This is a genomic window from Paraburkholderia lebeckiae, from assembly GCF_050436325.1.
Lineage (GTDB): Bacteria > Pseudomonadota > Gammaproteobacteria > Burkholderiales > Burkholderiaceae > Paraburkholderia > Paraburkholderia tuberum.
Map to the genome: position 1 here is coordinate 439473 of NZ_JBNDLZ010000002.1, position 21498 is coordinate 460970.

Genomic DNA, 21498 nt, shown 5'->3' on the forward strand with positions numbered 1-21498 from the left:
ATGTGCATGGATGGCCCGTTGCCGCGTCGATCGATTCGACGCGGCAACGCCGCGCTCAATCCGCGTACTTGAACTCCGGCAACGCCTCGAGCGATTTCTTCGTCGCCTCGGGCAGCACGATGCGCCGGTTGTCGATCTGCAGATCGTTGAACGGCACGGCGACCAGATGCTTGCCCATGCCGAGAAAGCCGCCGACCGACAGGATCGCATACGTGGTGCGCTCGGTGCCCGGCGACACGATCAGATCATCGAGCGTGCCGATGTTCTCCTTGTTGCGGTTGTACACGTCCGCGCCCGACAGCTTCGACGCGCGATAGCCGCTCGCGAGCTGCACGACGTCCGTGCGTTTTTCGGTGATCGCCTGGGGCGCGCCTTGCGCGAACGCGCTGCCGCACGTGCCCAACGCGGAAATCAGCGTAATCGCGGCGAGAAGCGATGCGGAAGCGGCCAGCGGTTTGATCTGCGTGTTGCGCATCATCTGTGTTCTCCCTGTTTACTGTCGTGGCGTTTCGACGGCGCGCCGATGCGTTGCGCCTTGCCGCAATGCTGCAAATCTCATGCCGCGACTTTGATCTGAGGGAAAGCGAGGCAGATCAGGCCCAGAAGTTGCTCCACGAACCGGCCTGCTGCTTGCGCGCGGTGCAATGTCCGGCGCGCGGGCCTCGAATGCCTACACTGGAACAATGCGCAGCAAAGAACACGTGGAAAGGCAGTTGAAAAAAACACGTGCATGATCCTGAGATAGCAACCTCCTTGCAGCCACTGAGAACACCTATGTCATCCCCACCCAGCTACTCGACGCGCATTTCCGAAGGCACGCCTTTTCCGCTCGGCGCGACATGGAACGGCAGTGGCGTCAACTTCGCGTTGTTCTCCGCGCACGCAGCCAAAGTCGAACTGTGTCTGTTCGATGAAACTGGCCAACACGAACTCGAACGGATCGAACTGCCCGAATACACCGACGAGGTATGGCATGTGTTCGTACCGAATCTGAAACCGGGTGCCATCTACGGATATCGCGTGCATGGTCCCTACGAGCCCGAAAACGGGCATCGCTTCAATCCGAACAAGCTGCTGCTCGATCCCTATGCGAAGGCGCACATCGGCGAGCTCAGATGGGCGCCCGAAATCTTCGGCTATACGCTCGGCTCGGAAGAGCTCGACCTGTCATTCGATGAACGCGATAGCGCGCCTTTCGTGCCGAAGTGCAAGGTGGTCGACGCGAATTTTTCGTGGAGCCATCCGGAGCGCAACGCGCTGCCGTGGGAGCGCGTGATTCTTTACGAGACGCACGTGCGCGGCTACACGAAACGTCATCCGCGGGTGCCCGAGCGTTTGCGCGGCACGTTCGCGGGTCTGGCGCAGCAGCCGGTGCTCGACCATATCCGCAGCCTTGGCGTGACCTCGGTCGAGCTGATGCCGATCCAGACTTTCGTCAACGACAGCCATCTGCTCGACAAGGGTCTCACGAACTACTGGGGTTACAACACGATCGGTTTTTTCGCGGCCGATCCGCGCTTTTTCGCGTCGTCGACCGAGTCGGTCGGCGAATTCAAGGAGATGGTCGACCGCTTTCACCAGGCCGATCTCGAAGTGATACTCGACGTCGTGTACAACCACACGGCCGAAGGCAACGAACGCGGCCCGACGGTCTCGTTCAAGGGCATCGACAACGCGTCGTACTACCGGCTGATGCCCGACGAGCCCCGCTACTACATCAACGACACCGGCACCGGCAATACGCTGAACCTGTCGCATCCGCGCGTGCTGCAGATGGTGACCGACAGCCTGCGCTACTGGGTCACCGAAATGAAAGTGGACGGCTTCCGCTTCGATCTCGCGACGATCCTCGGCCGCGAAGATCACGGCTTCGACGAGGGCGGCGGCTTTCTCGACAGCTGCCGCCAGGACCCGGTGCTCTCCAGCATCCGGCTGATCGCCGAGCCGTGGGATTGCGGCCCCGGCGGCTATCAGGTGGGCGGTTTTCCGCCGGGCTGGGCCGAATGGAACGATCGCTTCCGCGACACCGCGCGGGCGTACTGGAAGGGCGACGAGGGCACCGCCGCCGATCTCGCGACGCGCGTCACCGCGTCGGGCGACAAGTTCAATCATCGCGGCCGGCGGCCGTGGGCAAGCGTGAACTTCATCGCCGCGCACGACGGCTTCACGCTGAACGATCTGGTCTCGTACAACGACAAGCACAACGAGGCAAACGGCGAGGACAACCGCGACGGCCATTCGGACAACAAGTCGTGGAACATGGGCGTCGAAGGACCGACCGACGACGCCGACATCCGCCAGCAACGCGAGCGCCAGAAGCGCAATCTGCTCGCGACGCTGCTGCTGTCGCAGGGCACGCCGATGATCCTCGCCGGCGACGAATTCGGCCGCACGCAGCAGGGCAACAACAACGCGTATTGCCAGGACAACGAGATCAGCTGGGTCGATTGGGATGCGATCGACGACGACGGTCGCGCGCTGAGCGAGTTCGTGCGCAATCTGACAACATTGCGCCACCGTTTGCCGGTGCTGCGGCGCGGCCGTTTTCTGACTGGCGAATACAACGAGACGCTCGACGTGACCGACACGCGCTGGCTATCGCCGGACGGCACCGACATCACCGACGAGCAGTGGGCCGATCCGGCGATGCGCTGCTTCGGCCTCGTGATCGACGGCCGTGCGCAGGCGAGCGGCATTCGCCGTCTCGCGTCCGACGCGACCTTGCTGCTGGTGCTGAACGCGTATCACGACGTCGTCAACTTCACGCTGCCCGACATTCCCGAGGGCGATTTTTGGACCTGCCTCGTCGACACCAACATGCCGGTGCGCGCCGAGCTGCCGCAATTCAGCGCGGGCGATGCCTACCAGGTGACCGGCCGCTCGCTGCTGCTGCTCGCGCTCGAAGCGCCGAGCCGTGCGACGCAGCGCGTGTTCGACCGCCTCGAAGAGCAGTTGACTTCCGACGAAGGCGACTCCGCGCCAGGCTAGTGCAGGCTGGCGAGCGACGCCAGCCCCGTTGCAAAAGCGGGCCGCAGCACAGGTACAAGGTTTGCTCGTTCTGTTGTTGACGATACGCACGCGTCCCCGATCTTCGCCACGGCAGGCGTGCGCACGCAAACGGCCAAGCTGGAGTGAACAAATGGAACAGGAACCGAGCGTCGACGAGCAGATCCGCATGCGCGCCTACTATCTGTGGGAGCAGGCGGCCGAGCCGAAGGGCACGCCCGAGCAATACTGGGAGCAGGCCCGCAGTGAGATCGAGAAGGAGACACCACCGGTCGAGAGCGGGCCGGTGTCGGGCGATACGATGAAATAGACATCGCTCAACGGTATTGAGCAATAAGACCCCGAGCCGGCGAACCGCGTGCGGCTCAGGGACTGTTTTCCCACGCCCGATTTTCGCTCCGCAACATGAACGACACACCCGAGCCGCGCGGCACGAGCCCCGCCGCGCGCATTCAGGCGGCCTCCACCGCACTCGGTATCGAGGGCCTCGTCACGTTCGGCGTCGGCGTAATCGCGGTCGCATGCCTGTACGTCGCGAGCGCGGTGATGATTCCGATCACGCTCGCGATCCTGTTGAGCTTTCTCGTCGCACCCCTCGCCGATGCGCTGTCCCGGCTCAAACTCGGCCATGTCGCGTCGGTGTGCGCGGCGGTCCTGATCTCGGTGTCGGTCATCGCGCTGCTGTGCGCGGTCATCGCCACACAGCTGACCGATCTCGCGGCCGGCATGCCGCGCTATCAGGCGACCATCCAGCACAAGATCGACACCGTGCACAGTCTGACGATCGGCAAGCTGAACCGTTTCGCGAGCGAGGCAGGGCAGGCATTGCAGCGCGCGACGATCGAGCCGCCGCAGCCGCGAGGGCCGAACGGCGCGGCGGCCGCGGCGAGTCCGCAGGCGTCGACGGCGGTGCCGGTGGAAGTGCGCGAGCCGGTGCCGACGCCGTTCGAGCTCGCGCGACGCGTGCTGTCGCCGGCCATCAGTCCGTTGGAAACCGCGTTCATCGTTTTCGTCGTCACGATCGTGATCCTGCTGCAACGCGACGACCTGCGCGATCGCGCGATCCGGCTGTTCGGCTCGCGCGACCTGCACCGCACGACCACGGTGATGGACGAGACCGCGCGGCGCCTGAGCCGCTACTTCGTGTCGCAACTTGGCGTGAACACCGGCGTCGGTGTCGTGATCGGGGCAGGGCTATTTCTGATCGGCGTGCCGAGCCCGATCCTGTGGGGCATTCTCGCGGCGCTCCTGCGGCTCGTGCCCTACGTCGGCATCTGGATCGCGGCGATACTGCCCACCGCGCTCGCCGCCGCGGTCAGTCCCGGCTGGGCGATGGCGATCTGGTCGCTGGTGCTGTTCGTGGTCGCGGAACTGGCGGTGGGGCAGGTGGTCGAGCCGCTGCTGTATGGGCGCAGCACCGGCCTGTCGCCGTTTTCGGTGGTGGTCGCGGCGATCTTCTGGAGCTGGATCTGGGGGCCGATCGGGCTGATCCTGTCGACACCGTTGACGCTGTGTCTGCTGGTGCTCGGCCGGCACGTGCGGCGTCTCGAGTTTCTCGACGTGCTGCTCGGCGATCAGCCCGCGCTGACGCCAGTCGAAAACTTCTATCAACGCGCGCTCGCCGGCGATCCGGATGAAGCGATCGAGCAGGCCGAAGTGCTATTGCGCGACCGCTCGCTGTCGGCCTACTACGACGAAGTCGCGATCAAGGGCTTGCGGCTCGCGGCCAATGACCTCACGCGCGGCAGCGTGACCAGCGCGCAACTCGCGCGCATCGAGTCGACGACCAACGACCTGGTCGACGGCCTCGACGGCTACGAGGATCGCGAGCCCGCGCCGCTCGCGACGCAGGCGAACCGGGGCGCAGTGGGGCCGCTGGCGTCCTCCGACGAAACGCAGGCCGCGCGGGCGATGCCACGATCGGTCGACGTCGCGAACAGCGGCATCAGCACCACTGCGGTCACGCCTGAACAGATCCACGGCCCGGAGCAGGGGGCGTTCAGCCAACCGTCCGCCGCCCGCGCCCGTATTCGCCTGGCATGCGCCGACGAGCCGCGTGTTGTGCCTGCCGGGCCGTGGCCCGTTCGATGCGCTCGCGACGATCATTCTGCTGCAGCTGCTCGGCAAGCACGGCTTCGCGGCGCGCTCGCTGCCGCACGAGGCGGTGTCGCGCGCATCGATCGACAGCCTCGTGGCGGACGACGTGGGCATCGTCTGCCTTCTGTATCTGCAGATCGACGGCATACCGTCGCATCTGCGCAATCTGATCCGGCGCATCCGCACGCGCTTGCCGAATGTGTCGATCGTGGTCGGCCTTTGGACACCCGAGGAACTGCAGCAATGGAGCGCGGAACAGCAGGAATCGCTGGAAGCGGAGCGCGCCGTGACGTCGTTGCAGCAGATGCTGGCCGCGTGCCGTCGTCTCGATGCGACGCGAACGGTGATCGCGGAGCCGCAGTTCGAGCATGGCTGAAGCCTTGCGGCAGCGTGGCTGGTTATCCGCCGCTGCCTGACGGCGTCGCCGCGCCCGTTGCTCCCGCCGCATCGGCATCGCTCTGCCAGCCGCCGCCTAGCGCCTTGTACAGCGCCACCAGGTCGGTGCTGACCTGGGTCGTGCCCTGAGCGTATTGCTCTCGTGCCTGCGCGAGCTGCCGCTGCGCATCGAGCACGTTGATGAAGCTCGTCAGGCCCTTGCGATAGCTATCGCGCGACAGATCGAACGAGGTCTGCTGCGCGGTGACGCTGTCCGCGAGCGCATCGCGCCGCGCCTGATCGGTGCGGTAGACGACCAGCGCGTTGTCGACGTCCCTCAGCGCGGTCAGCACGGTCTTGCGGTAATCGAGCGCGGCTTCGGCCTGTTGGGCCTCCGACATGCGCAGATTGGCTACCAGCGCGCCGCCCTGGAAAATCGGCAGAGAGACGGTAGGCCCGAACGAATAGAACAGGTGCGACCAGCGCGCGAGATCGCGGGCATTCGTCGCGCGCATGCCGGCCTGGCCGGTCAGCGACACGTCGGGGTAGAACTGCGCGACCGCGACGCCGACACTGGCCGTTGCCGCATGCAGATTCGCCTCGGCGCGGCGGATGTCGGGCCGGCGCCGCGCGAGCGTCGACGGCAAGCCTATTGGCACGACGGGCGGCACCGGCGGCACGGTTTGCGGCGTGCTCAGCTGCGCTTCGAGCGCGCCGGGCGGCTCGCCGATCAGATACGCGAGCGCGTTGAGCGACTGGGCGATCTGCTGATCGTATTGCGGCAACTGCGTTTTCGTTTCCGCGAGCTGCGCCCGCGCGCTTTGCACGTCGAGCTCGCTCGCGAGCCCGACCTTCGCCTTGCTCTCCGTCAACTCGACGGTCTCGGCTTGCTGCTCGACGAGGCTCATCGCGATGTTGTGCAAGGTTTGCGCGCCGCGCAGCTGCATATAGGTCTGCGCGACCTCGGCTTCGAGCGACAGCAACGCGTCGTTGCGGCTCTCGTACGCGGCCTCGGTTTGCGCGTTCGCGGCCTCGACCGAGCGACGCACGCGGCCGAACAGATCGAGCTCCCAGGTTGCGTCGAAGCCGACCTGCCATAGATTGATCGGCGCGGTCAGCTGGTCGAGCACGTTGTTCGCGCCTTTTTGCAACGCGGCGCCCGCGCCCGGTGCGATCGCATTGATGGGCGAATTGGGCGCGCCGAGCTGATCGACCTTGTCGTAGGCGCCGTTCTCCTGCAGAAAACCTTTGAGGCCAAGCTGCTCGCGCTGATAGCTGCCGGTCGCGCGCAGGTTCGGCAGACCCTGCGCGGCCGCCGATTGGACCTGGGTGCGCGCTTCGACGATGCGCAGCACCGCTTGCTGCAAGTCAAGATTGCCGAGCGCGGCACGCGTGATCAGCGCGTCGAGCGTCTGATCGTTGAAACTGCGCCACCAGCGCGGGTCGGGATCGGTGTCGAGGGTGGGCACCGAAGCGACGTTGGGCCTCGTTGCGGACGCGTCGCTCGCGGCGGCGTTCGCCGCGGTGCGCTGCGTATCGTGCCACTGCGCCGGCACGTCGGCGTGCGGCGCATGAAAGTCGGGGCCGACCGTGCAGGACGCGAGCAGCGCGGCCATGCCGACGACGATACAGGCAATCAAACACGTGGCGGGTTCGGGAATGCCGCGCTTCAAACCAGGCTTCACTTCAATGTCCTCCGCCGCCGGACGCCTTGGCCGGTGAAAAGAAAATCGTGATTGGAATGCAAAGCGTGCAGAAAATCGCGAGGAACGCGAACACGTCGACATAGGCGAGGAACGTCGCCTGCGAGATGTACGTGGTGTACAGATGACCGTTCGCCGTTTGCAGCGCCTGAGAAAGCGGCATGCCATTGATGTCCGCGATCGTCTGCGCGTTGCGTTGCAACGTATCGTTGTAATTCTGTGAAAGCGGCGACATGAACTCCGACAGATGCGCCATGCGCGCCTGCGTGCGCTCTCGAACCATCGCGGTCGACAGCGAGATGCCGATCGAACCCGCGACGTTGCGGAACATCGTGAACAGCGCGGACGCGTCGTCGTTCAGTCGCGGCGGTACCGTCAGGTACGCAAGCGTCGTGATCGGCACGAACAGGAAGCCGATCGCTAGCGACTGCGCGCTGCGCATCTTCACCAGCGTGAAGTAGTCGATGTCCGGCACCAGCATGTGCGAATACGCGAGCGCGCACGCGAGCAGCCCGAAGCCGGTGGCCACCAGAAAACGCGTCTGCACGTACGGCATCATTTTGCTGATCAGTGGAATTTCCATCGTGATCAGCACCGCGCCAGGCGACAGCACGAGGCCCGCGAGCATCGCCGTATAGCCGAGCTGCTGTTGCGCGAGCTGTGGCACGAGCACCGCGCTGCCATACAGAATCGTCGCGAACGCGGCGATCGTCACGCAGCCGAGCGCGAAGTTGCGGTCCTTCAGACAGCGCAGATCGACGACCGGCTTCTTCGTGTACAGCAGCCAGTACGTCGCACCGACGATGCCCGACACCGCGAGCACCGCGAACGTGCGAATGAAGTTCGACGAAAACCAGTCGTCGTCCTCGCCGCGATCGAGCATCACCTGCAGGCAGCCGAGGCCGATCGCAATCAAAAGGATCCCCACGTAATCCACCGACACGCGCAGATCGCCCTTGCGTTTCGACGGCGGATCCTCGACCAGTTGCATCACCGCGAGCGAGGTCAGCACGCCGAACGGCACGTTCACGAGGAACACCCAGCGCCACGAAAAGTTGTCGGTGATCCAGCCGCCGAGCGTGGGTCCCAGCACCGGCGCGACGACGATCGCGACCGCCGAGATCGAAAACGCGCGGCCGCGCTGCTGCGGCGGGAACGTGTCGAGAATGATCGATTGCTGGTTCGGTTGCAGTCCGCCGCCGAAAAAGCCCTGCAAACAGCGGAAGATGATCAGTTGCCACAGATCGGTCGCGATGCCGCATAGAAACGAGCACACGGTGAACGCAATGATGCAGACGAGGAAATAGCGCTTGCGCCCGAGCAGCCGACCGAAGAAACCCGAGATCGGCAGCACGATGCCGTTGGCGACCAGATATGAGGTCAGCGTCCACGTCGCTTCGTCGTAACTGGCAGACATCGTGCCCGCGATGTGCGGCAGCGCGACGTTGACGATGGTCGTGTCGAGCACTTCCATGAACGCGGCGAGCGTGACGACGATCGCGATCAGCCACGGATTCGCGGATGGCTTCCAGTTCGACGCCTCGCCGGGCGACTCATCGCCGGGCGACGCCTCGCCGGGCGCGTCGGACGCCGTCATTTCACGTACACCTTCGGCGTGACCGACAAGCCCAGCCCGAGCGGATGATCGCGCGGCAGACCTTCGTCGATGATGATCTTGACCGGTACCCGCTGCACGATCTTCACGAAGTTGCCGGTTGCGTTTTCGGTCGGGAACGCCGAGAAGCGCGAGCCGCTGCCGAGTTGCACGCTATCCACATGGCCGCGCAGATCGAGCTTCGGATACGCGTCGACGTCGACTTTGACCTTGTCGCCGGGGCGCATGCGTTCGAGCTGCGACTCCTTGAAGTTCGCGGTGACCCACACCTGCGGCGTGACGATCGAGAACAGCGACAAGCCCGCGGTCAGGAAGCTGCCGAGCTGCACGTTGCGCCGCGTGATCCAGCCATTCGACGGCGCGCGCACCTCGCAGTACGACAGATTCAGTTGCGCCTGTTCGAGCTGTGCCTCGGCCTGATGCACCTGCTGGCGGCGTTCGTCGACGGCGGCCTCGGCCTCGCGCAACTGCTGCGGCACGAGGCTCGCGGTCCGCTGCTGCGCGCGCGCCTGCTCGAGGCTCGCGTTGGCCGACTGGCGCTGTGCGTCGGCGGTATCGACGTTCTGCTGCGTGGTCGCGCGCGGATCGACCGTGTGCTGACGTTGCCAGGAGGCTTGCGCCTCGCGCAGATTCGCTTCCGCCGACGAGGTTTGCGCCTTCGCCTGGCGGTACTGTGCCGGATACTGCACGCGCGCGATGTCGAGCTGCACCTGCGCGGCGTTCAATTGCGCCTTTGCAAGACCAAGCTGCGCCTTCGCCTGATCGACCTGCGCCTGGTAGTCTCGCTTGTCGATCACGAGCAGCAGATCGCCCTTGTGGACGAACTGGTTGTCGTCGACCGCGAGCGTCACCACGTAGCCGGAGACTTTCGGCGCCATCGTGATCGCGTTGCCATCGGTGTAGGCGTCGTCGGTCGTCACCTCGTTGCGCGTCGCGAACCACCAGACGAAGCCGACGATGCCAATCAGGATCACGACCGCGCCGAGGATGATCAGCGGCTTCTTGCCGGGCGTCTTTTTCTGCTGACCGTCGTCACCGTTGTCCTTGTCGTTGTTGCCGTTGCCATGTTTGCCGTCAGCGCGGCCCTGGTCGCCGCGTTTGCCGACGCCATCGCGTTCGTCGTTGCCGTCGCGGCGATCATCGCCGTGCGGCGCATCGCGCCCGAATGCTTCCTGCCCGGTGCTGGCCGAGCCGGTCTCGTCTGACATGGTGAGTCGTTTCCGTCGTTCCAGTGGGTTGAGAATGGGGGAGTGCAATAGATGCCATCCGCGGCCGCCGCGAACTCAGTGATGGGCGAGGCCGCGGGCGCTCGGGAAGCGCGGGCAGCGCGAACCGCTGCCACGCGGCTATTGACCGGCGGGCTTGTCGTGCCCGGCTTTTGCCTTGTCCTGCTCCGGCTCGATCCTCGTGGTGCCGCCCGTCGACGGCGGGTCGCTAGCCGGGAAGCTGTCTTCGACCTGCTTGTCGATCTGCTTTTCGCTCTTTTCCGAGTGAGGATGTTTTTCCTTGTGTGTCGTCATGGTGACTCCTTGGTCAAGGTTGAACGGCAACACGATGGGTCACGACGCCGCCGCTTCCGGCGCGCCGCGCGCCGTTGCGCCGATGATCGCGAGCGCGTCGGTACGCGACAGCCCGCCGCGCATCGCGTCGGAAAGCCGCGCGGTCAGCGCTTCGCGCTCGCAGGCGAACACCGCGTCGACTTGGCCGTCGCGCACGTACAGCGCGATGAACTGGTGATGAGCGAAGTCGCCATCGACGACGATCTCATCCCACTCGCTCGCGTGGCCGAGGTATTCGAAGTTCTTGCCGTAGTGATAGGTCCAGAAGAACGGCACGTCGACATAGCGATTGCGCAAACCGCACATGTTCTGCGCGGCGATGCGCGCATGCTGCTGCGCGACGCGCCAATGCTCGATACGCACCGGCTCCTGATTCTCATGCAGCGTGAACACGGCGATATCGCCGGCCGCATACAGACCGCACGCGGCGTTCATTCCGGCATTGACGACCACGCCGCCGTCCTTCTGCAATGGCAGTCCTTCGACAAACCCCGTAGCCGGTGCAACTCCCGTGCCCAGCAGCACGACATCGGCCGCGATGGCCTCGCCGCCAGCAAGCATCACCGTGTGCACATTGCCTTCCTCGCCCTCGAGCGAGGCGACCTTGGCGTCGAGATAAAACTTCACGCCATTGCTTTCGTGCAGCGCGCGAAACATCTGGCCCGCGCGCTCGCCGAACTGCTTCTCGAACGGCACCTTGTCGCGCGAAATCACGGTGACGGGCACGCCGTGCTTGCGCAACGCGGACGCGACTTCGAGGCCGATGAAGCTGCTGCCGAGAATCGCGACACGGGTTTGCGATGCATCGTCGCCGAGCGCGTCGATCAACGCGGCGGCATCGTCGAGGTGTCGAAGCACATGCACGCCGCCGAGTTCGCAGCCGGGCATGTCGGGCACTTTCGGCACGCTGCCGGTCGCGAGCAGCGCGGTGTCGTATTTCAGCGGTTCGATGCTCTGCTCGCTACTACCGGCGCCGGCTTCGAAATGGATCGTGTGCGCAGGCACGTCGAGCCGCGCGACCTTCGCGACGATGCGCTCGATGCCGTGCGTGTGCAGCCAGTCGGGCGGCAGCAGCGGCGGCACGTCGGCGGGCGTCATTTCAAACGAGGGGACGAATTTGCTCAGCGAGGTGCGGTCATAGGGCGCGTGCGCTTCGTCGCCGATCAGCGTGATGCGGCCCTCGAAGCCGAACTCGCGTAACGCGGCACAGGCAGCGGCGCCGGCCGCGCCCGCGCCGATTACCACGTAGTGCTTGCCTTGCGCGGTGGCATCGGGCGGTGATGGGTGCGCCGCCGGTTCCGACGCTGCGATCTTTTCCGCCGAGACGAGCACGTCGTCGCCATCGAGCGTGACCGGGTAGCGATCGAGCGGCAGCAGCGCGGGCGGTTCGAGCACGTTGCCGGTCGCGACGTCGAACGTACCCTTGTGCCACGGGCAGATAATGCGGCCGTGGCACAGCGCGCCCTCTTCGAGCGGGCCCCCGGCATGCGGGCAATCCGGCGAGTACGCGCGCACGGTTTCGCCGTCGCGCACGAGCAGAATCGGCGTGCGGTCCACCATCACGCGCACCGCGCGGTCCGCTGGTAATTCCGAGAGCCGCGCGACGCGGCGGGCAGTCGTGGACATGGTGAGGCCTCGCGCAAGAAAGAACTCGCGCAGCGCACGCAAACGCGTCGCGAGCGGTGACGGAAGCAGGCTTGCCATCAAACAGCGATAAGGCAGCAATCGCCGTGCCCGGACGCGCCGGCGGAGGGACGCCGCGAACCCGCTTGGGAAGATGGGCCGAGTTGCTGTAAATTTCGAGACAGGGGAATTAGCGCGCGAACAGCGGCGTGCGAATTCACAGGCAATGCCTTCCCTGACCGTATGCAACTTTGATGGAGCAGGTGACCGTGCAGCGTGCAGAACGTGTCGCAGTCGATGTGCCGATGCCGTCACGCAACTTCGCGGCGACGCGGCGCATGCTGCTGATCTTGCTGGCCGTGTCGATCATGTTTCCGTTGGCCTGCCTCGTGGGCTACGGCTACTTCGACTACCAGCGCCGAATCTCCGATGCGAACGATATGCTCGACCGCCTCGCGCGCGTGGCGCAGGAGCAGGCCGTCAAGGTGCTGGATTTGAACCGGCAGATGGCCTCGCGCGTAATCGAGCTGCTCGGCAATTCCGACGACGCGCAGATCCGCGCGCGCGAGCGCGAATTGCACGAACGTCTGCAGAGCATCGGCGGCGACTTTCCGCAGGTGGCGTCGATCTCACTGCTCGGCGTGAACGGCCAGTTACTTGCGTCGAGCCTCGCGTATCCGGCGCCGGCAGTGACGATCGGTTTGCGCGACGACTTTCTCGCCGCGAAGGCGATGCGTCCGCAGCCGTATTTCTCGCTGCCGATGTTCGGCCCGCTGTCGAAGACCGACGTGTTCACGACCGCGATCGGCCGCTCGGGTATGGACGGTCGGTTTCTCGGCGTGGTCACGGTGGCTCTGCGCAACGAATATTTTTCGCGCTTCTATCGCGAGCTGACCAACGGCGATCCGTCGCTCGCGCTCGCGTTGTACCGGCAGGACGGCAATCTGCTGGTGCGCTATCCGCCATGGCCGGCCGGCGCGCGACCGTCGATGCAGAGCGCGTTCATGTCCGCCTTGCGCGACAAACAGCTGTTCGGGCACGTGCATCTGAATTCGACCGTCGACGGTGTCGAGCGGCTGCTCGCGTTTCGCCGCGTCGACGACTATCCGTTGTATGTGATGAGCGCGTACGCGATGTCATCGATCGTGGCGGCGTGGCGCACGCACTTTATGTTCATCGCGGCGCTGACGGCGGTGCCCTGCATCGCGATCTGGGGGCTCGTGCTGTATTCGCTGCGTCAGCTCGAGGCGGAGCGGCGCGCGTGGGAGCGCTGGCAGGGCGAGGTCGCGATGCGTCTGTCGGCCGAGGCGTCGAGCCGGCAACTGCAGCGCATGGGCGCGCTCGGCAATCTGGTCGCGAATGTCGCGCACGATTTCAACAACCTGCTGATGGTGGTGTCGGCGAACACCGAGCTCGCGCGCCTCAAGCATTACAACGATCTCGAGAAGGAAGTGCATGCGGTCGAGCGTGCCACCGCTACGGCCGAAGCGCTGACGCGGCGTCTGTTGAGCGTGGCGCGCAAGCAGCCGCTGAAGCAGGAGCCCGTCGAGCTTGCGCGCTGGCTGCCGGCCGCCGTGCCGCTGATCAACGCGGCGCTCGGCGACACGATCGAACTGGCGTTGCGCATTCCGGAGAACCTGTGGCAGGTGCTCGTCGACCCGACCGATCTCGAGTTCGCGATCGTGAACATCGCCATGAACGCGCGCGATGCGATGCCGCGCGGCGGGCGCTTCGTGATCCGCTGCCAGAACAATCGGCTGGTCAGCAGCGATACGCTGCTGCCGGACGGCGAGTACGTGTTGATCGCCTGTTCCGACGACGGCGAAGGGATGCCCGAATCGGTCGCGCGACGCGCGTTCGAGCCGCTGTTCACGACCAAGCTACGCGGCTCGGGCACCGGCCTCGGGCTCGCCCAGGTGCTGTCGATGTCAGAGCAGGCCGGTGGCACCGCGAAGATCGACAGCGTGCTGGGCAGCGGCACGACGGTGCGGATGTTTCTGCCGCGCTATCGTGAGCGCGCCGCGCTGGCCGGCGCCGATGCGCGCCAGCCGCTGCCGACCGCGGCCGGGGCCGTGCTGCTCGTCGAGGACAACGAGGACGTCGCGGCCGGCGTGACCGCGGTGCTCGAAACCTTCGGCTGCGAGGTGCATCACGAGCCGACCGCCGACCAGGCGTTCGACGTGCTGAGCGCCGGCGAGCGCTTCGAGCTCGTGCTGTCGGACATCCAGATGCCGGGCAAGCTGAACGGTATCGACCTGGCGGAGAAGATCCGCAGCGCGTGGCCGTCGCAGAAGATCGCACTGATGACCGGTTACGCCGACGAGCTCGACCGCGCGCGTCGGCTCGGCATCGCGATACTCGCGAAGCCGTTCAATATCGACGAGCTGCATGCGCTGGTCGCTTGCGGCACCTGAAGCCGCGGCACCGTTCGTCTATCGCGTTCCTGGGCTTTTCCTGGCGTGCTGTGCTGCGGCACAGCCCTTGCTGAAAAGAGCGCGAGGTTTGCGCGTGCGGTCACCGCGCGCCCACTTCCTTTCGACACTCTCGACACCCAGGAGAATCGCCATGAAGATCAGACACGCAGTGCTCGTTTCCACCTTGCTCGCGGCCTCTTCGCTCGCAATGGCGCAAGGCGGTGGCGCAGGCGGCGGCGGAGGGCCGGCCGGCAACGACCCGAACACCAACGCCGCGACCTCGACACGTGAGGGCGGGGATGCGGGCGCAACCGGGATGACCACGCCTTCGACTCACCATCACATGAAGAAGCATTCGAAGTCGAAGAAGCCCATGACCGACTCGACGAATATGCCGGGCGCCGACGCGAGCAGCGATACGAAGGGGCAGTAAGCGCAGCGTATCAAGGCAGAAGGGCGGCTGGAGTCGCGCGTCGGGTGTGACCCGGCGTGTCGGCTCCTGCCATTTTGTACATAAACGTGATTACTGGCGATTTGCAATCGCTCGCCAGCGGTCAATCCTTTTCCATTGCCGCGTCGTACTTGCCGAGCGCGGCCGCGCCGTTCAGACGCGCGCGCTTGAGCAACGCCTGCTGCGCTTCCTTCACGTTGGCCGGCTGTCCGCGCCACGCATTCAACGGCGGCTCCTGCAACGCGCGCCCGTACGAAAAGCTCAGATTCCACGGCAGCGCGCCGAGCCGGTTCATCGCACCGAGGTTGGCGGTGGCCTCCTCGGGCGACTGTCCGCCCGACAGGAACACGAGACCGGGAACCGAAGAGGGCACCGTACGCATCAGCACGCGCACGGTCGCCGCCGCGATATGCGCCGTGCTCGACTGCTGCTGATGCTCGGAGCCGGCCAGCACCATGCTCGGCTTCAGCACGATATGTTCGAGCACCACGCGATGCCGATGCAACGCATGAAAGACCTCGTGCAACACGGCCTCGGTGACTTCCGCGCAACGCTCGATCGTGTGCTCGCCGTCCATCAACACCTCGGGTTCGACGATCGGCACGATGCCGGCTTCCTGGCTGATCGCCGCGTAGCGCGCGAGCGAATCGGCGTTCGCCTCGATCGCGAGCCGGCTCGGCAGGTTCGCGGTGATGTTGTAGACCGCGCGCCACTTCGCGAAGCGCGCGCCTTGCCGCTTGTAATCGACGAAGCGTTTGGCGAGACCGTCGAGGCCCTCGGTGATCTCGTCGCCGGGAGCGAGCGCGAGCGGCACCTTGCCGAGGTCGACCTTGATGCCGGGCACGATGCCGTTCGCTGCGGCCACCTGCGGGAACGGTGTGCCGTCGTCGGCTTTCTGGCCGAGCGTTTCTTCGTAGAGGATCACGCCGCTCACGAACTCGCCGAGACCGGGCGTCGTCAGCAGCAGGTTGCGATACGCGCGACGGTTTTCCTCGGTCGACTCGAGGTCGATCGTCTTGAAGCGTTTGGCGATGGTCGGGCCGCTTTCGTCGGCGGCGAGAAGACCCTTGCCCGGTTGAACCATCGCCTTGACGGTGGCTTGCAGCTCGCTACGGGTGTCCATGAGGTGTGCTCCCTTGGGTAGGCTCCGTTCGATGCGGTGTGCGGAGAAGTGCCGGTGACAGTTTCCTTTGCGTGACGAGTGGGTGCGAAAGCGGACTTCATTCGCCGAGCAGATGTAACACGATATCGCGCGACTGCGGGTGACGCCGATGTTCGAACAGATACAGCCCCTGCCATGTGCCGAGCACCATCCTTCCATGCTCGACGGGCACGGACAACTGAACCTGGGTGAGCGCCGTGCGCAGATGCGCGGGCATGTCGTCGGGACCTTCGGTGTCGTGCTCGTAGCGCGTGTCGTCCTCGGGCGCGAGGGTCTCGAAGTAGCGCTGCAGATCTCGCCGCACGGACGGATCGGCATTCTCCTGAATCAGCAGCGACGCCGACGTGTGCCGGCAAAACAGCGTCAGCAGACCGGTACGGATGTCCGTATCGTCGACGAAGCGGCGCGCGTCGTCGGTAAATTCGACGAGGCCGCAGCCGCGGGCATGGACGCTCAGATGATGGATGGCCTGGCGCATGACGGAGCTCTAATCTCAGAGCGACGCGAACGCGTCCTCGATATCCTCGACGCTGCGTGGCCGCACCACGCGCGCGACCTCGGCGCCGTCGCGCATCAGCACGAGCGTCGGCCACAGCTTGACCTTGAACGAGCGGCCGAGCGGGCGGCCCGGGCCGTCCTCGATCTTCAGATGCCGCAGGCCCGTGTGCGGCGCGAGCGCCTGCCGGATCGATGCCTGCGCGCCCTGGCAATAGCCGCACCAGTCGGTGCCGAATTCGACGACGGTGACGCCGGGCAGCGAGTCGAGCTCGGCGCGGGTCGGTCCTTTCGGGGAATAAGCTGTCGGCGAGGTCATGCGTGCTCCGCTGCTGATCGTGGTCTGCCAAGGGTAGCAGCTATGCCGCGGATCGTCAGCGCAGCGGCCGTATGCTGCCGATGCGCGCGGTGTCACCGCGGCATGTTAAAAAGCGGTGCGCGCGTGCTCGACCGATCGACGCGCCGCGTCATCGCACGGAACCTCGCAAAACATGAACGCACGAATCTATCTGCAACATCCGCAACACAAAGACGCTATCGCGGTCGCGACCGGCTTCAGCTGGGGCGCGTGCCTGCTCGGCTTCATCTGGGCGCTGTCGAAGAGAATGTGGTTCGCCGCGTTCGTGATGCTAGGCATCAACGTGATCCTGCTCGGCATCGGTCTGTGGGGCGAGACGGCCGATCTGATCGGCTTCGTGCTGTCGATCGTGTTCGCGTTCGGATGCGGCGCGTATGGCAACCGGTGGCACCGCTGGACGCTCGAACAGCGCGGCTACGTCGTGGTGTGATGCGTTCGCGCTGGAGCGGGGATTGCTGCGCGCAGGGGTGTTATCGAAGCTGAGTTCAATCCGTCATGGAGGCGTTTTATGCTCATTGCATCGGCAATCGCTGGTCTTTCCGCTGATCGGCTTTCGACGCGCGGCGCGCGTGCGGTCGCGCTGGCTGCATCGTTGGTCATGTTGGCCATCGCGCCGCTCGCGCACTGCGCCGAAGCGGCGCCCCCCGCCACGATTGCGGCCACCCCAGCCACGGCAGCCTCCGCGCCCGCCGACGACACCTTCCTGCTGACGATCTTCCTGCGCCACGACGAATCGAAGCCGCTGCCGAAAATCAACGATCAACTGCGCGCGCAGGGCTTCTTCAAGACCTTCCCGCCGCCAGGCATCGAAGTCGTGTCGTGGTACGTGATGATGGGCATCGGGCAGGTCGTGACGCTGCGCGTGCCCGCGAGCCGGTTGCGCGAAGTGAACCGCGCGATCGAATCGACCGCGTGGGGCGGCTATCACACCGAGTTCTATCCGACCTACGACTACAAGGCGCAGGCGCAGCAAATGCGCGCAACTGAGGGCAAGTAGCGGCGAGCGTGCCAGCAGCTTGCCGCTAACGGCACGCATCGGCACGGCGCGGCGCGAGTAGCCGGATGTATCCGCAGGCTTCTCGCGGATTTGGGACAGCTATTAGCGGGTTTACGCGAGCCGCGCTCCGGGTCGATAATGCCCCGGTCGTTCCGGCCCCCTGCCGGCGACGCCTAACGTGTCTTCGAGCGCTTCGCTGCGTATCGAGGCCCGCTCCACCTGACCCACCGTCCCCGTGTTGAGAACTGCGCGTTTTTTCGACCTGCTTCGCATTCCTGGCTTCAAGCCGCTCGCCGCCGCCACCCTGATGCTCGGTGTGGCGATGTCCTTCACCGCACCGTATCTGTCTCTGTTCGGCATCGAACGGACCGGCATGACGCCGTTCCGGCTCGGCGTATTCATGACGCTGATCGCCGCGAGCGGCGTGCTCGCGAGCACGGCGGCGGGGCGCTGGAGCGACAGGAGCGGGCGGCATCGACCGTTATTGCTGGCGGCGCTCATCGCTGCCGCGCTCGGCTACCTGTGTCTGTGCGTGGTGCGCGATTACCGGCTGCTGCTCGTGGTCGGCATCGTGTTCATCGGCGCGGGCGGTTCGGCGATTTCGATGGTGTTCTCGTTCAGCCGCGCGGCGCTGCCGGTGCCCGACCCTGCCGAGCGCGTGTTCGCGAGCGCGACGCTGCGTACGATCCTCTCGGCCGCATGGGTATTCGGGCCGGCGGTCGGCGCGCTGGTGCTCGCCGCGACGAGCTTCACCGGACTCTTCCTGTTCGCGGCCGCCAGCTTCGCGACCTGCGGCTTCATCGTCTGGCGCATGCAGGAGCCGCAGAGCCATCTCGGCGATCACACGGTCGAGGACACCGCGTCGGAGCCGTCCGCGTCGATCACGGTGCCGCCGCTGAGGCAGCCCGGCGAGGACGCGCACGAAACGCTGCCGGCCGCGTCGGCGAACGACATCCTGCGCTCGGTGACCGCGCTGACCCTGCTCGGCCTCGCCGCGAACGCGACGATGATCGTGCTGCCGCTGTACATCGTGCACGGGCTCAACGGCACGCATCTCGACGTGTCGGTGATGCTCGGTCTCGGCGCGCTGACCGAGATCCCGATGATGCTCGCGCTCGGCGCGAAGTCGTCGTCGCTGCACAAGCCGAACTGGCTTGCCGCGTGTGCGGCCGTGCATGCGGTGTATTTCGTCGCGATGTCGCTGGCCGGCAACGTCGGCGTGCTGATCCCGATGCAGATGCTGAACGCGTTCGTGGTCGCCGTGACCTCGTGCCTCGGCATGACCTACGTGCAGGATCTGATGCCGCATTCGCCCGGGCGTGCGACCGCGCTGTTCTTCAATGCGGCGCGGGTCGGCTCGATCCTGTCGGGCGTGCTGTCGGGGCTGCTCGTACAGGCGTTCAGCTATCGCGGCACGTTCCTGTTCTGCGGACTGCTGGCGCTGGGCGCGCTCGTGCTGTTCGCGGTGCCCGGCTATCGCTATCCGCTGATGTGGCGCGCGGTCAAGCGCTTCGCGGCCGAGCAATACGCGAAGCTGGCCGCCCGCCGCGGCACCCGCGTGCCCGAGCGCAGCGAATGACACGCGGGCCCGCCGCGTTCGCTTTCGTGCGGATGCGGCGCGCCTCCAGCTACGCGGAACTTTGTGCCGCGCTGCGCCTCTGCAAGAAAGTGCGGCTTGCTTCGGTACATTCAGCGTAGCTCGCGACACAGCGCCTATGCTTAAGGGCAGCCACGCCGCCGCAACACGACGACCGGAAAATCGGGCAGCGCAACGCAGCATCTTTCGGAGCGAGCCATGCAGCTAGGCATGATTGGATTGGGACGAATGGGCGCCGACATGGTGCGGCGCCTGACCAGGGGAGCGCAGCAGTGCATCGTCTACGACGTGCAGCCGGCGGCGGTCGACAGGCTGAAGCAGGAAGGCGTGGCCGGCGCGAGCTCGCTCGAAGACCTCGTCGCGAAGCTCGACAAGCCGCGCGCCGTGTGGCTCATGGTGCCCGCCGCCGTGGTCGACGCGACGCTCGACAAGCTCGTGCCGCTGCTCGAGCCGGGCGACGTCGTGATCGACGGCGGCAACTCCTACTACCACGACGACATCCGCCGCGGCCAGCAACTCGGCGCGCGCCAGCTTCACTACGTGGACGTCGGCACGAGCGGCGGCGTCGCGGGTCGCGAGCGCGGCTACTGCCTGATGATCGGCGGTGAGGCTGAGGTCGTCAAACGGCTCGAACCGATCTTCTCGACGTTGGCGCCCGGCGTGGGCACGCAGAGCGCGACGCCGGGCCGCGCGGCGGGCGCGAGCACCGCTGAGCAGGGCTTTCTGCATTGCGGCCCGCAAGGCGCGGGGCATTTCGTCAAGATGGTTCATAACGGCATCGAGTATGGGCTGATGGCCGCCTACGCCGAGGGTCTGAACGTGCTGCGCCACGCCGACGCCGGCCGGCACGCGCGCGAGGCCGATGCGGAGACCTCGCCGCTGCGCCGTCCCGAGCTGTATCAGTACGATCTGAATCTCGCGGATATCGCCGAGGTCTGGCGACGCGGCAGCGTGATCGGCTCGTGGCTGCTCGACCTGATCGCCGGCTCGCTCGCCAGCGACACCGAACTGAAAGGCTATGCGGGCCGCGTATCGGACTCGGGCGAGGGGCGCTGGACCGTCACGGCGGCCATCGACGAAGGTGTGCCGACGCCGGTGCTCAGCGCGGCGCTGTTCGCGCGTTTCAGTTCACGCGGAGAAGCCGATTTCGCGAATCGCGTGCTGTCGGCGATGCGGCACGATTTCGGCGGCCACGCGGAAAAACCCGTTGCGCCGGATGGCGGGCTGAAGTAGCCGAGGCCATCCACGCGTCTGCTATCACGCCGATCCGCCGAACCGTCCCGCCGAACCTGCCACAAGGAACCCCGATGCCAGTCACCTCCGCCACGCCGCACGACGTCGTGTTTCTGTTCGATTGCGACAACACGCTGCTCGACAACGATCACGTGCTGCAGGATCTGCGCGCGCACATGATGGGCCAGTTCGGCGAAGAGAACAGTGCGCGCTATTGGGAGATCTTCGAAAACCTGCGCACCGAACTCGGTTACGCCGACTACCTCGGCGCGCTGCAGCGCTACCGGACCGAGCATCCACGCGACACGCACCTGCTGTTGATGTCGTCGTTCCTGATCGAGTATCCGTTTGCGAACCGGCTCTATCCGGGTGCGCTCGACGCGCTGCGGCATCTCGGCAAGCACGGGCCGACGGTGATCCTGTCGGATGGCGACGTCGTGTTCCAGCCGCGCAAGATTTCGCGCTCGGGCCTATGGGACGAAGTCGACGGGCGCGTGCTGATCTACATCCACAAGGAGTTGATGCTCGACCAGGTGATGGAATGCTATCCGGCGCGCCATTACGTGATGGTCGACGACAAGCTGCGCATTCTGAGCGCGATGAAGAAGGCGTGGGGCGCGGAGCTGACCACTGTGTTTCCGCGCCAGGGACACTATGCGTTCGATGCGAAGGAGATCGCGAGCAATCCGCCCGCGGACGTGACGGTCGGGCGGATCGGCGAGTTGGCGGAGATCGACGTGGAAACGCTGTTGCGCAGCGCGAAGGGCAACTAGGCGGCGCCGCGCGCGGTGTGCGGGCGCCGTTTCATGGGTG

The 21498-nt window shown here is 65.7% G+C and carries 18 protein-coding genes and 1 pseudogene; 10 read left to right on the forward strand and 9 right to left on the reverse strand.

Annotation, left to right across the window (positions count from 1 at the left end; translation table 11 throughout):
* Positions 1-55: 55 nt before the first annotated feature.
* The gene (locus OKW44_RS05020) at positions 56-478 is read right to left on the reverse strand and encodes a PRC-barrel domain-containing protein (RefSeq protein WP_018425145.1); all 423 of its coding nucleotides are present in this window, start codon (positions 476-478) and stop codon (positions 56-58) included.
* Between the two features lie 296 nt (positions 479-774).
* Here OKW44_RS05020 and glgX point away from each other — a divergent pair, with 296 nt between their 5' ends.
* The 3 genes and pseudogenes from glgX to OKW44_RS05035 all read left to right on the forward strand — a co-directional run.
* Positions 775-2988, forward strand: coding sequence for a glycogen debranching protein GlgX (glgX, locus tag OKW44_RS05025; protein ID WP_018425144.1), 2214 nt, complete (start codon positions 775-777; stop codon positions 2986-2988).
* A gap of 151 nt (positions 2989-3139) precedes the next feature.
* Positions 3140-3316 (forward strand): DUF2934 domain-containing protein, encoded by a 177-nt coding sequence (locus OKW44_RS05030; protein ID WP_018425143.1) that lies wholly within the window; start codon positions 3140-3142, stop codon positions 3314-3316.
* A gap of 236 nt (positions 3317-3552) precedes the next feature.
* A pseudogene (locus OKW44_RS05035) lies at positions 3553-4473 on the forward strand (AI-2E family transporter); the annotation flags it as partial.
* Between the two features lie 1028 nt (positions 4474-5501).
* Here the strand turns inward: OKW44_RS05035 and OKW44_RS05040 are convergent.
* The 5 genes from OKW44_RS05040 to OKW44_RS05060 all read right to left on the reverse strand — a co-directional run bounded on the left by OKW44_RS05040 (position 5502) and on the right by OKW44_RS05060 (position 11981).
* The gene (locus OKW44_RS05040) at positions 5502-7094 is read right to left on the reverse strand and encodes an efflux transporter outer membrane subunit (protein ID WP_084754495.1); all 1593 of its coding nucleotides are present in this window, start codon (positions 7092-7094) and stop codon (positions 5502-5504) included.
* Positions 7095-7164: 70 nt separating this feature from the next.
* Positions 7165-8778, reverse strand: coding sequence for a DHA2 family efflux MFS transporter permease subunit (locus OKW44_RS05045; RefSeq protein WP_018425140.1), 1614 nt, complete (start codon positions 8776-8778; stop codon positions 7165-7167).
* On the reverse strand, positions 8775-10004 hold the full coding sequence (locus tag OKW44_RS05050) for an HlyD family secretion protein (protein ID WP_018425139.1): 1230 nt from the start codon (positions 10002-10004) through the stop codon (positions 8775-8777). The genes OKW44_RS05045 and OKW44_RS05050 overlap by 4 nt, the downstream gene beginning before the upstream one ends.
* Before the next feature lie 138 nt (positions 10005-10142).
* Positions 10143-10316: a hypothetical protein gene (locus OKW44_RS05055; RefSeq protein WP_018425138.1), complete on the reverse strand. Its 174-nt coding sequence runs from the start codon at positions 10314-10316 to the stop codon at positions 10143-10145.
* A 39-nt stretch (positions 10317-10355) separates the two neighbouring features.
* The gene (locus OKW44_RS05060) at positions 10356-11981 is read right to left on the reverse strand and encodes an FAD-dependent oxidoreductase (protein ID WP_026226646.1); all 1626 of its coding nucleotides are present in this window, start codon (positions 11979-11981) and stop codon (positions 10356-10358) included.
* A 266-nt stretch (positions 11982-12247) separates the two neighbouring features.
* Here OKW44_RS05060 and OKW44_RS05065 point away from each other — a divergent pair, with 266 nt between their 5' ends.
* Both OKW44_RS05065 and OKW44_RS05070 read left to right on the forward strand, forming a co-directional pair.
* Positions 12248-14392 (forward strand): hybrid sensor histidine kinase/response regulator family protein, encoded by a 2145-nt coding sequence (locus OKW44_RS05065; RefSeq protein ID WP_026226645.1) that lies wholly within the window; start codon positions 12248-12250, stop codon positions 14390-14392.
* 151 nt (positions 14393-14543) lie between these two features.
* Entirely contained in the window at positions 14544-14825 is a 282-nt protein-coding gene (locus tag OKW44_RS05070) for a hypothetical protein (protein ID WP_018425135.1), read from the forward strand.
* 121 nt (positions 14826-14946) lie between these two features.
* Here the strand turns inward: OKW44_RS05070 and OKW44_RS05075 are convergent, their stop codons facing one another.
* From OKW44_RS05075 to OKW44_RS05085, 3 genes are all read right to left on the reverse strand, one after another.
* Entirely contained in the window at positions 14947-15966 is a 1020-nt protein-coding gene (locus tag OKW44_RS05075) for a class I fructose-bisphosphate aldolase (RefSeq protein ID WP_018425134.1), read from the reverse strand.
* Between the two features lie 97 nt (positions 15967-16063).
* Positions 16064-16483, reverse strand: coding sequence for a secondary thiamine-phosphate synthase enzyme YjbQ (locus tag OKW44_RS05080; RefSeq protein WP_018425133.1), 420 nt, complete (start codon positions 16481-16483; stop codon positions 16064-16066).
* Positions 16484-16498: 15 nt separating this feature from the next.
* A complete protein-coding gene (locus OKW44_RS05085) occupies positions 16499-16819 on the reverse strand; it encodes a thioredoxin family protein (protein ID WP_018425132.1) in 321 nt (106 codons plus the stop codon).
* Positions 16820-16991: 172 nt separating this feature from the next.
* On the opposite strand from OKW44_RS05085, the gene OKW44_RS05090 reads away from it, so the two are divergent.
* The 5 genes from OKW44_RS05090 to OKW44_RS05110 all read left to right on the forward strand — a co-directional run bounded on the left by OKW44_RS05090 (position 16992) and on the right by OKW44_RS05110 (position 21458).
* Positions 16992-17288, forward strand: coding sequence for a DUF2628 domain-containing protein (locus tag OKW44_RS05090; protein WP_018425131.1), 297 nt, complete (start codon positions 16992-16994; stop codon positions 17286-17288).
* A 78-nt stretch (positions 17289-17366) separates the two neighbouring features.
* On the forward strand, positions 17367-17855 hold the full coding sequence (locus tag OKW44_RS05095) for a hypothetical protein (protein WP_018425130.1): 489 nt from the start codon (positions 17367-17369) through the stop codon (positions 17853-17855).
* A 235-nt stretch (positions 17856-18090) separates the two neighbouring features.
* Positions 18091-19434: a sugar efflux transporter gene (locus OKW44_RS05100; RefSeq protein ID WP_018425129.1), complete on the forward strand. Its 1344-nt coding sequence runs from the start codon at positions 18091-18093 to the stop codon at positions 19432-19434.
* A gap of 216 nt (positions 19435-19650) precedes the next feature.
* Positions 19651-20685: a phosphogluconate dehydrogenase (NAD(+)-dependent, decarboxylating) gene (gene gnd / locus OKW44_RS05105; protein WP_026226644.1), complete on the forward strand. Its 1035-nt coding sequence runs from the start codon at positions 19651-19653 to the stop codon at positions 20683-20685.
* A gap of 74 nt (positions 20686-20759) precedes the next feature.
* Entirely contained in the window at positions 20760-21458 is a 699-nt protein-coding gene (locus OKW44_RS05110) for an HAD family hydrolase (RefSeq protein ID WP_018425127.1), read from the forward strand.
* Positions 21459-21498: the final 40 nt, after the last annotated feature.

Coding starts and splice junctions, on each gene's coding strand:
- OKW44_RS05020 (WP_018425145.1), bottom strand. CDS start 478: ATGATGCGCAACACGCAGATCAAACCGCTGGCCGCTTCCGCATCGCTT.
- glgX (WP_018425144.1), top strand. CDS start 775: ATGTCATCCCCACCCAGCTACTCGACGCGCATTTCCGAAGGCACGCCT.
- OKW44_RS05030 (WP_018425143.1), top strand. CDS start 3,140: ATGGAACAGGAACCGAGCGTCGACGAGCAGATCCGCATGCGCGCCTAC.
- OKW44_RS05040 (WP_084754495.1), bottom strand. CDS start 7,094: ATGGCCGCGCTGCTCGCGTCCTGCACGGTCGGCCCCGACTTTCATGCG.
- OKW44_RS05045 (WP_018425140.1), bottom strand. CDS start 8,778: ATGACGGCGTCCGACGCGCCCGGCGAGGCGTCGCCCGGCGATGAGTCG.
- OKW44_RS05050 (WP_018425139.1), bottom strand. CDS start 10,004: ATGTCAGACGAGACCGGCTCGGCCAGCACCGGGCAGGAAGCATTCGGG.
- OKW44_RS05055 (WP_018425138.1), bottom strand. CDS start 10,316: ATGACGACACACAAGGAAAAACATCCTCACTCGGAAAAGAGCGAAAAG.
- OKW44_RS05060 (WP_026226646.1), bottom strand. CDS start 11,981: ATGTCCACGACTGCCCGCCGCGTCGCGCGGCTCTCGGAATTACCAGCG.
- OKW44_RS05070 (WP_018425135.1), top strand. CDS start 14,544: ATGAAGATCAGACACGCAGTGCTCGTTTCCACCTTGCTCGCGGCCTCT.
- OKW44_RS05075 (WP_018425134.1), bottom strand. CDS start 15,966: ATGGACACCCGTAGCGAGCTGCAAGCCACCGTCAAGGCGATGGTTCAA.
- OKW44_RS05080 (WP_018425133.1), bottom strand. CDS start 16,483: ATGCGCCAGGCCATCCATCATCTGAGCGTCCATGCCCGCGGCTGCGGC.
- OKW44_RS05085 (WP_018425132.1), bottom strand. CDS start 16,819: ATGACCTCGCCGACAGCTTATTCCCCGAAAGGACCGACCCGCGCCGAG.
- OKW44_RS05090 (WP_018425131.1), top strand. CDS start 16,992: ATGAACGCACGAATCTATCTGCAACATCCGCAACACAAAGACGCTATC.
- OKW44_RS05095 (WP_018425130.1), top strand. CDS start 17,367: ATGCTCATTGCATCGGCAATCGCTGGTCTTTCCGCTGATCGGCTTTCG.
- gnd (WP_026226644.1), top strand. CDS start 19,651: ATGCAGCTAGGCATGATTGGATTGGGACGAATGGGCGCCGACATGGTG.
- OKW44_RS05110 (WP_018425127.1), top strand. CDS start 20,760: ATGCCAGTCACCTCCGCCACGCCGCACGACGTCGTGTTTCTGTTCGAT.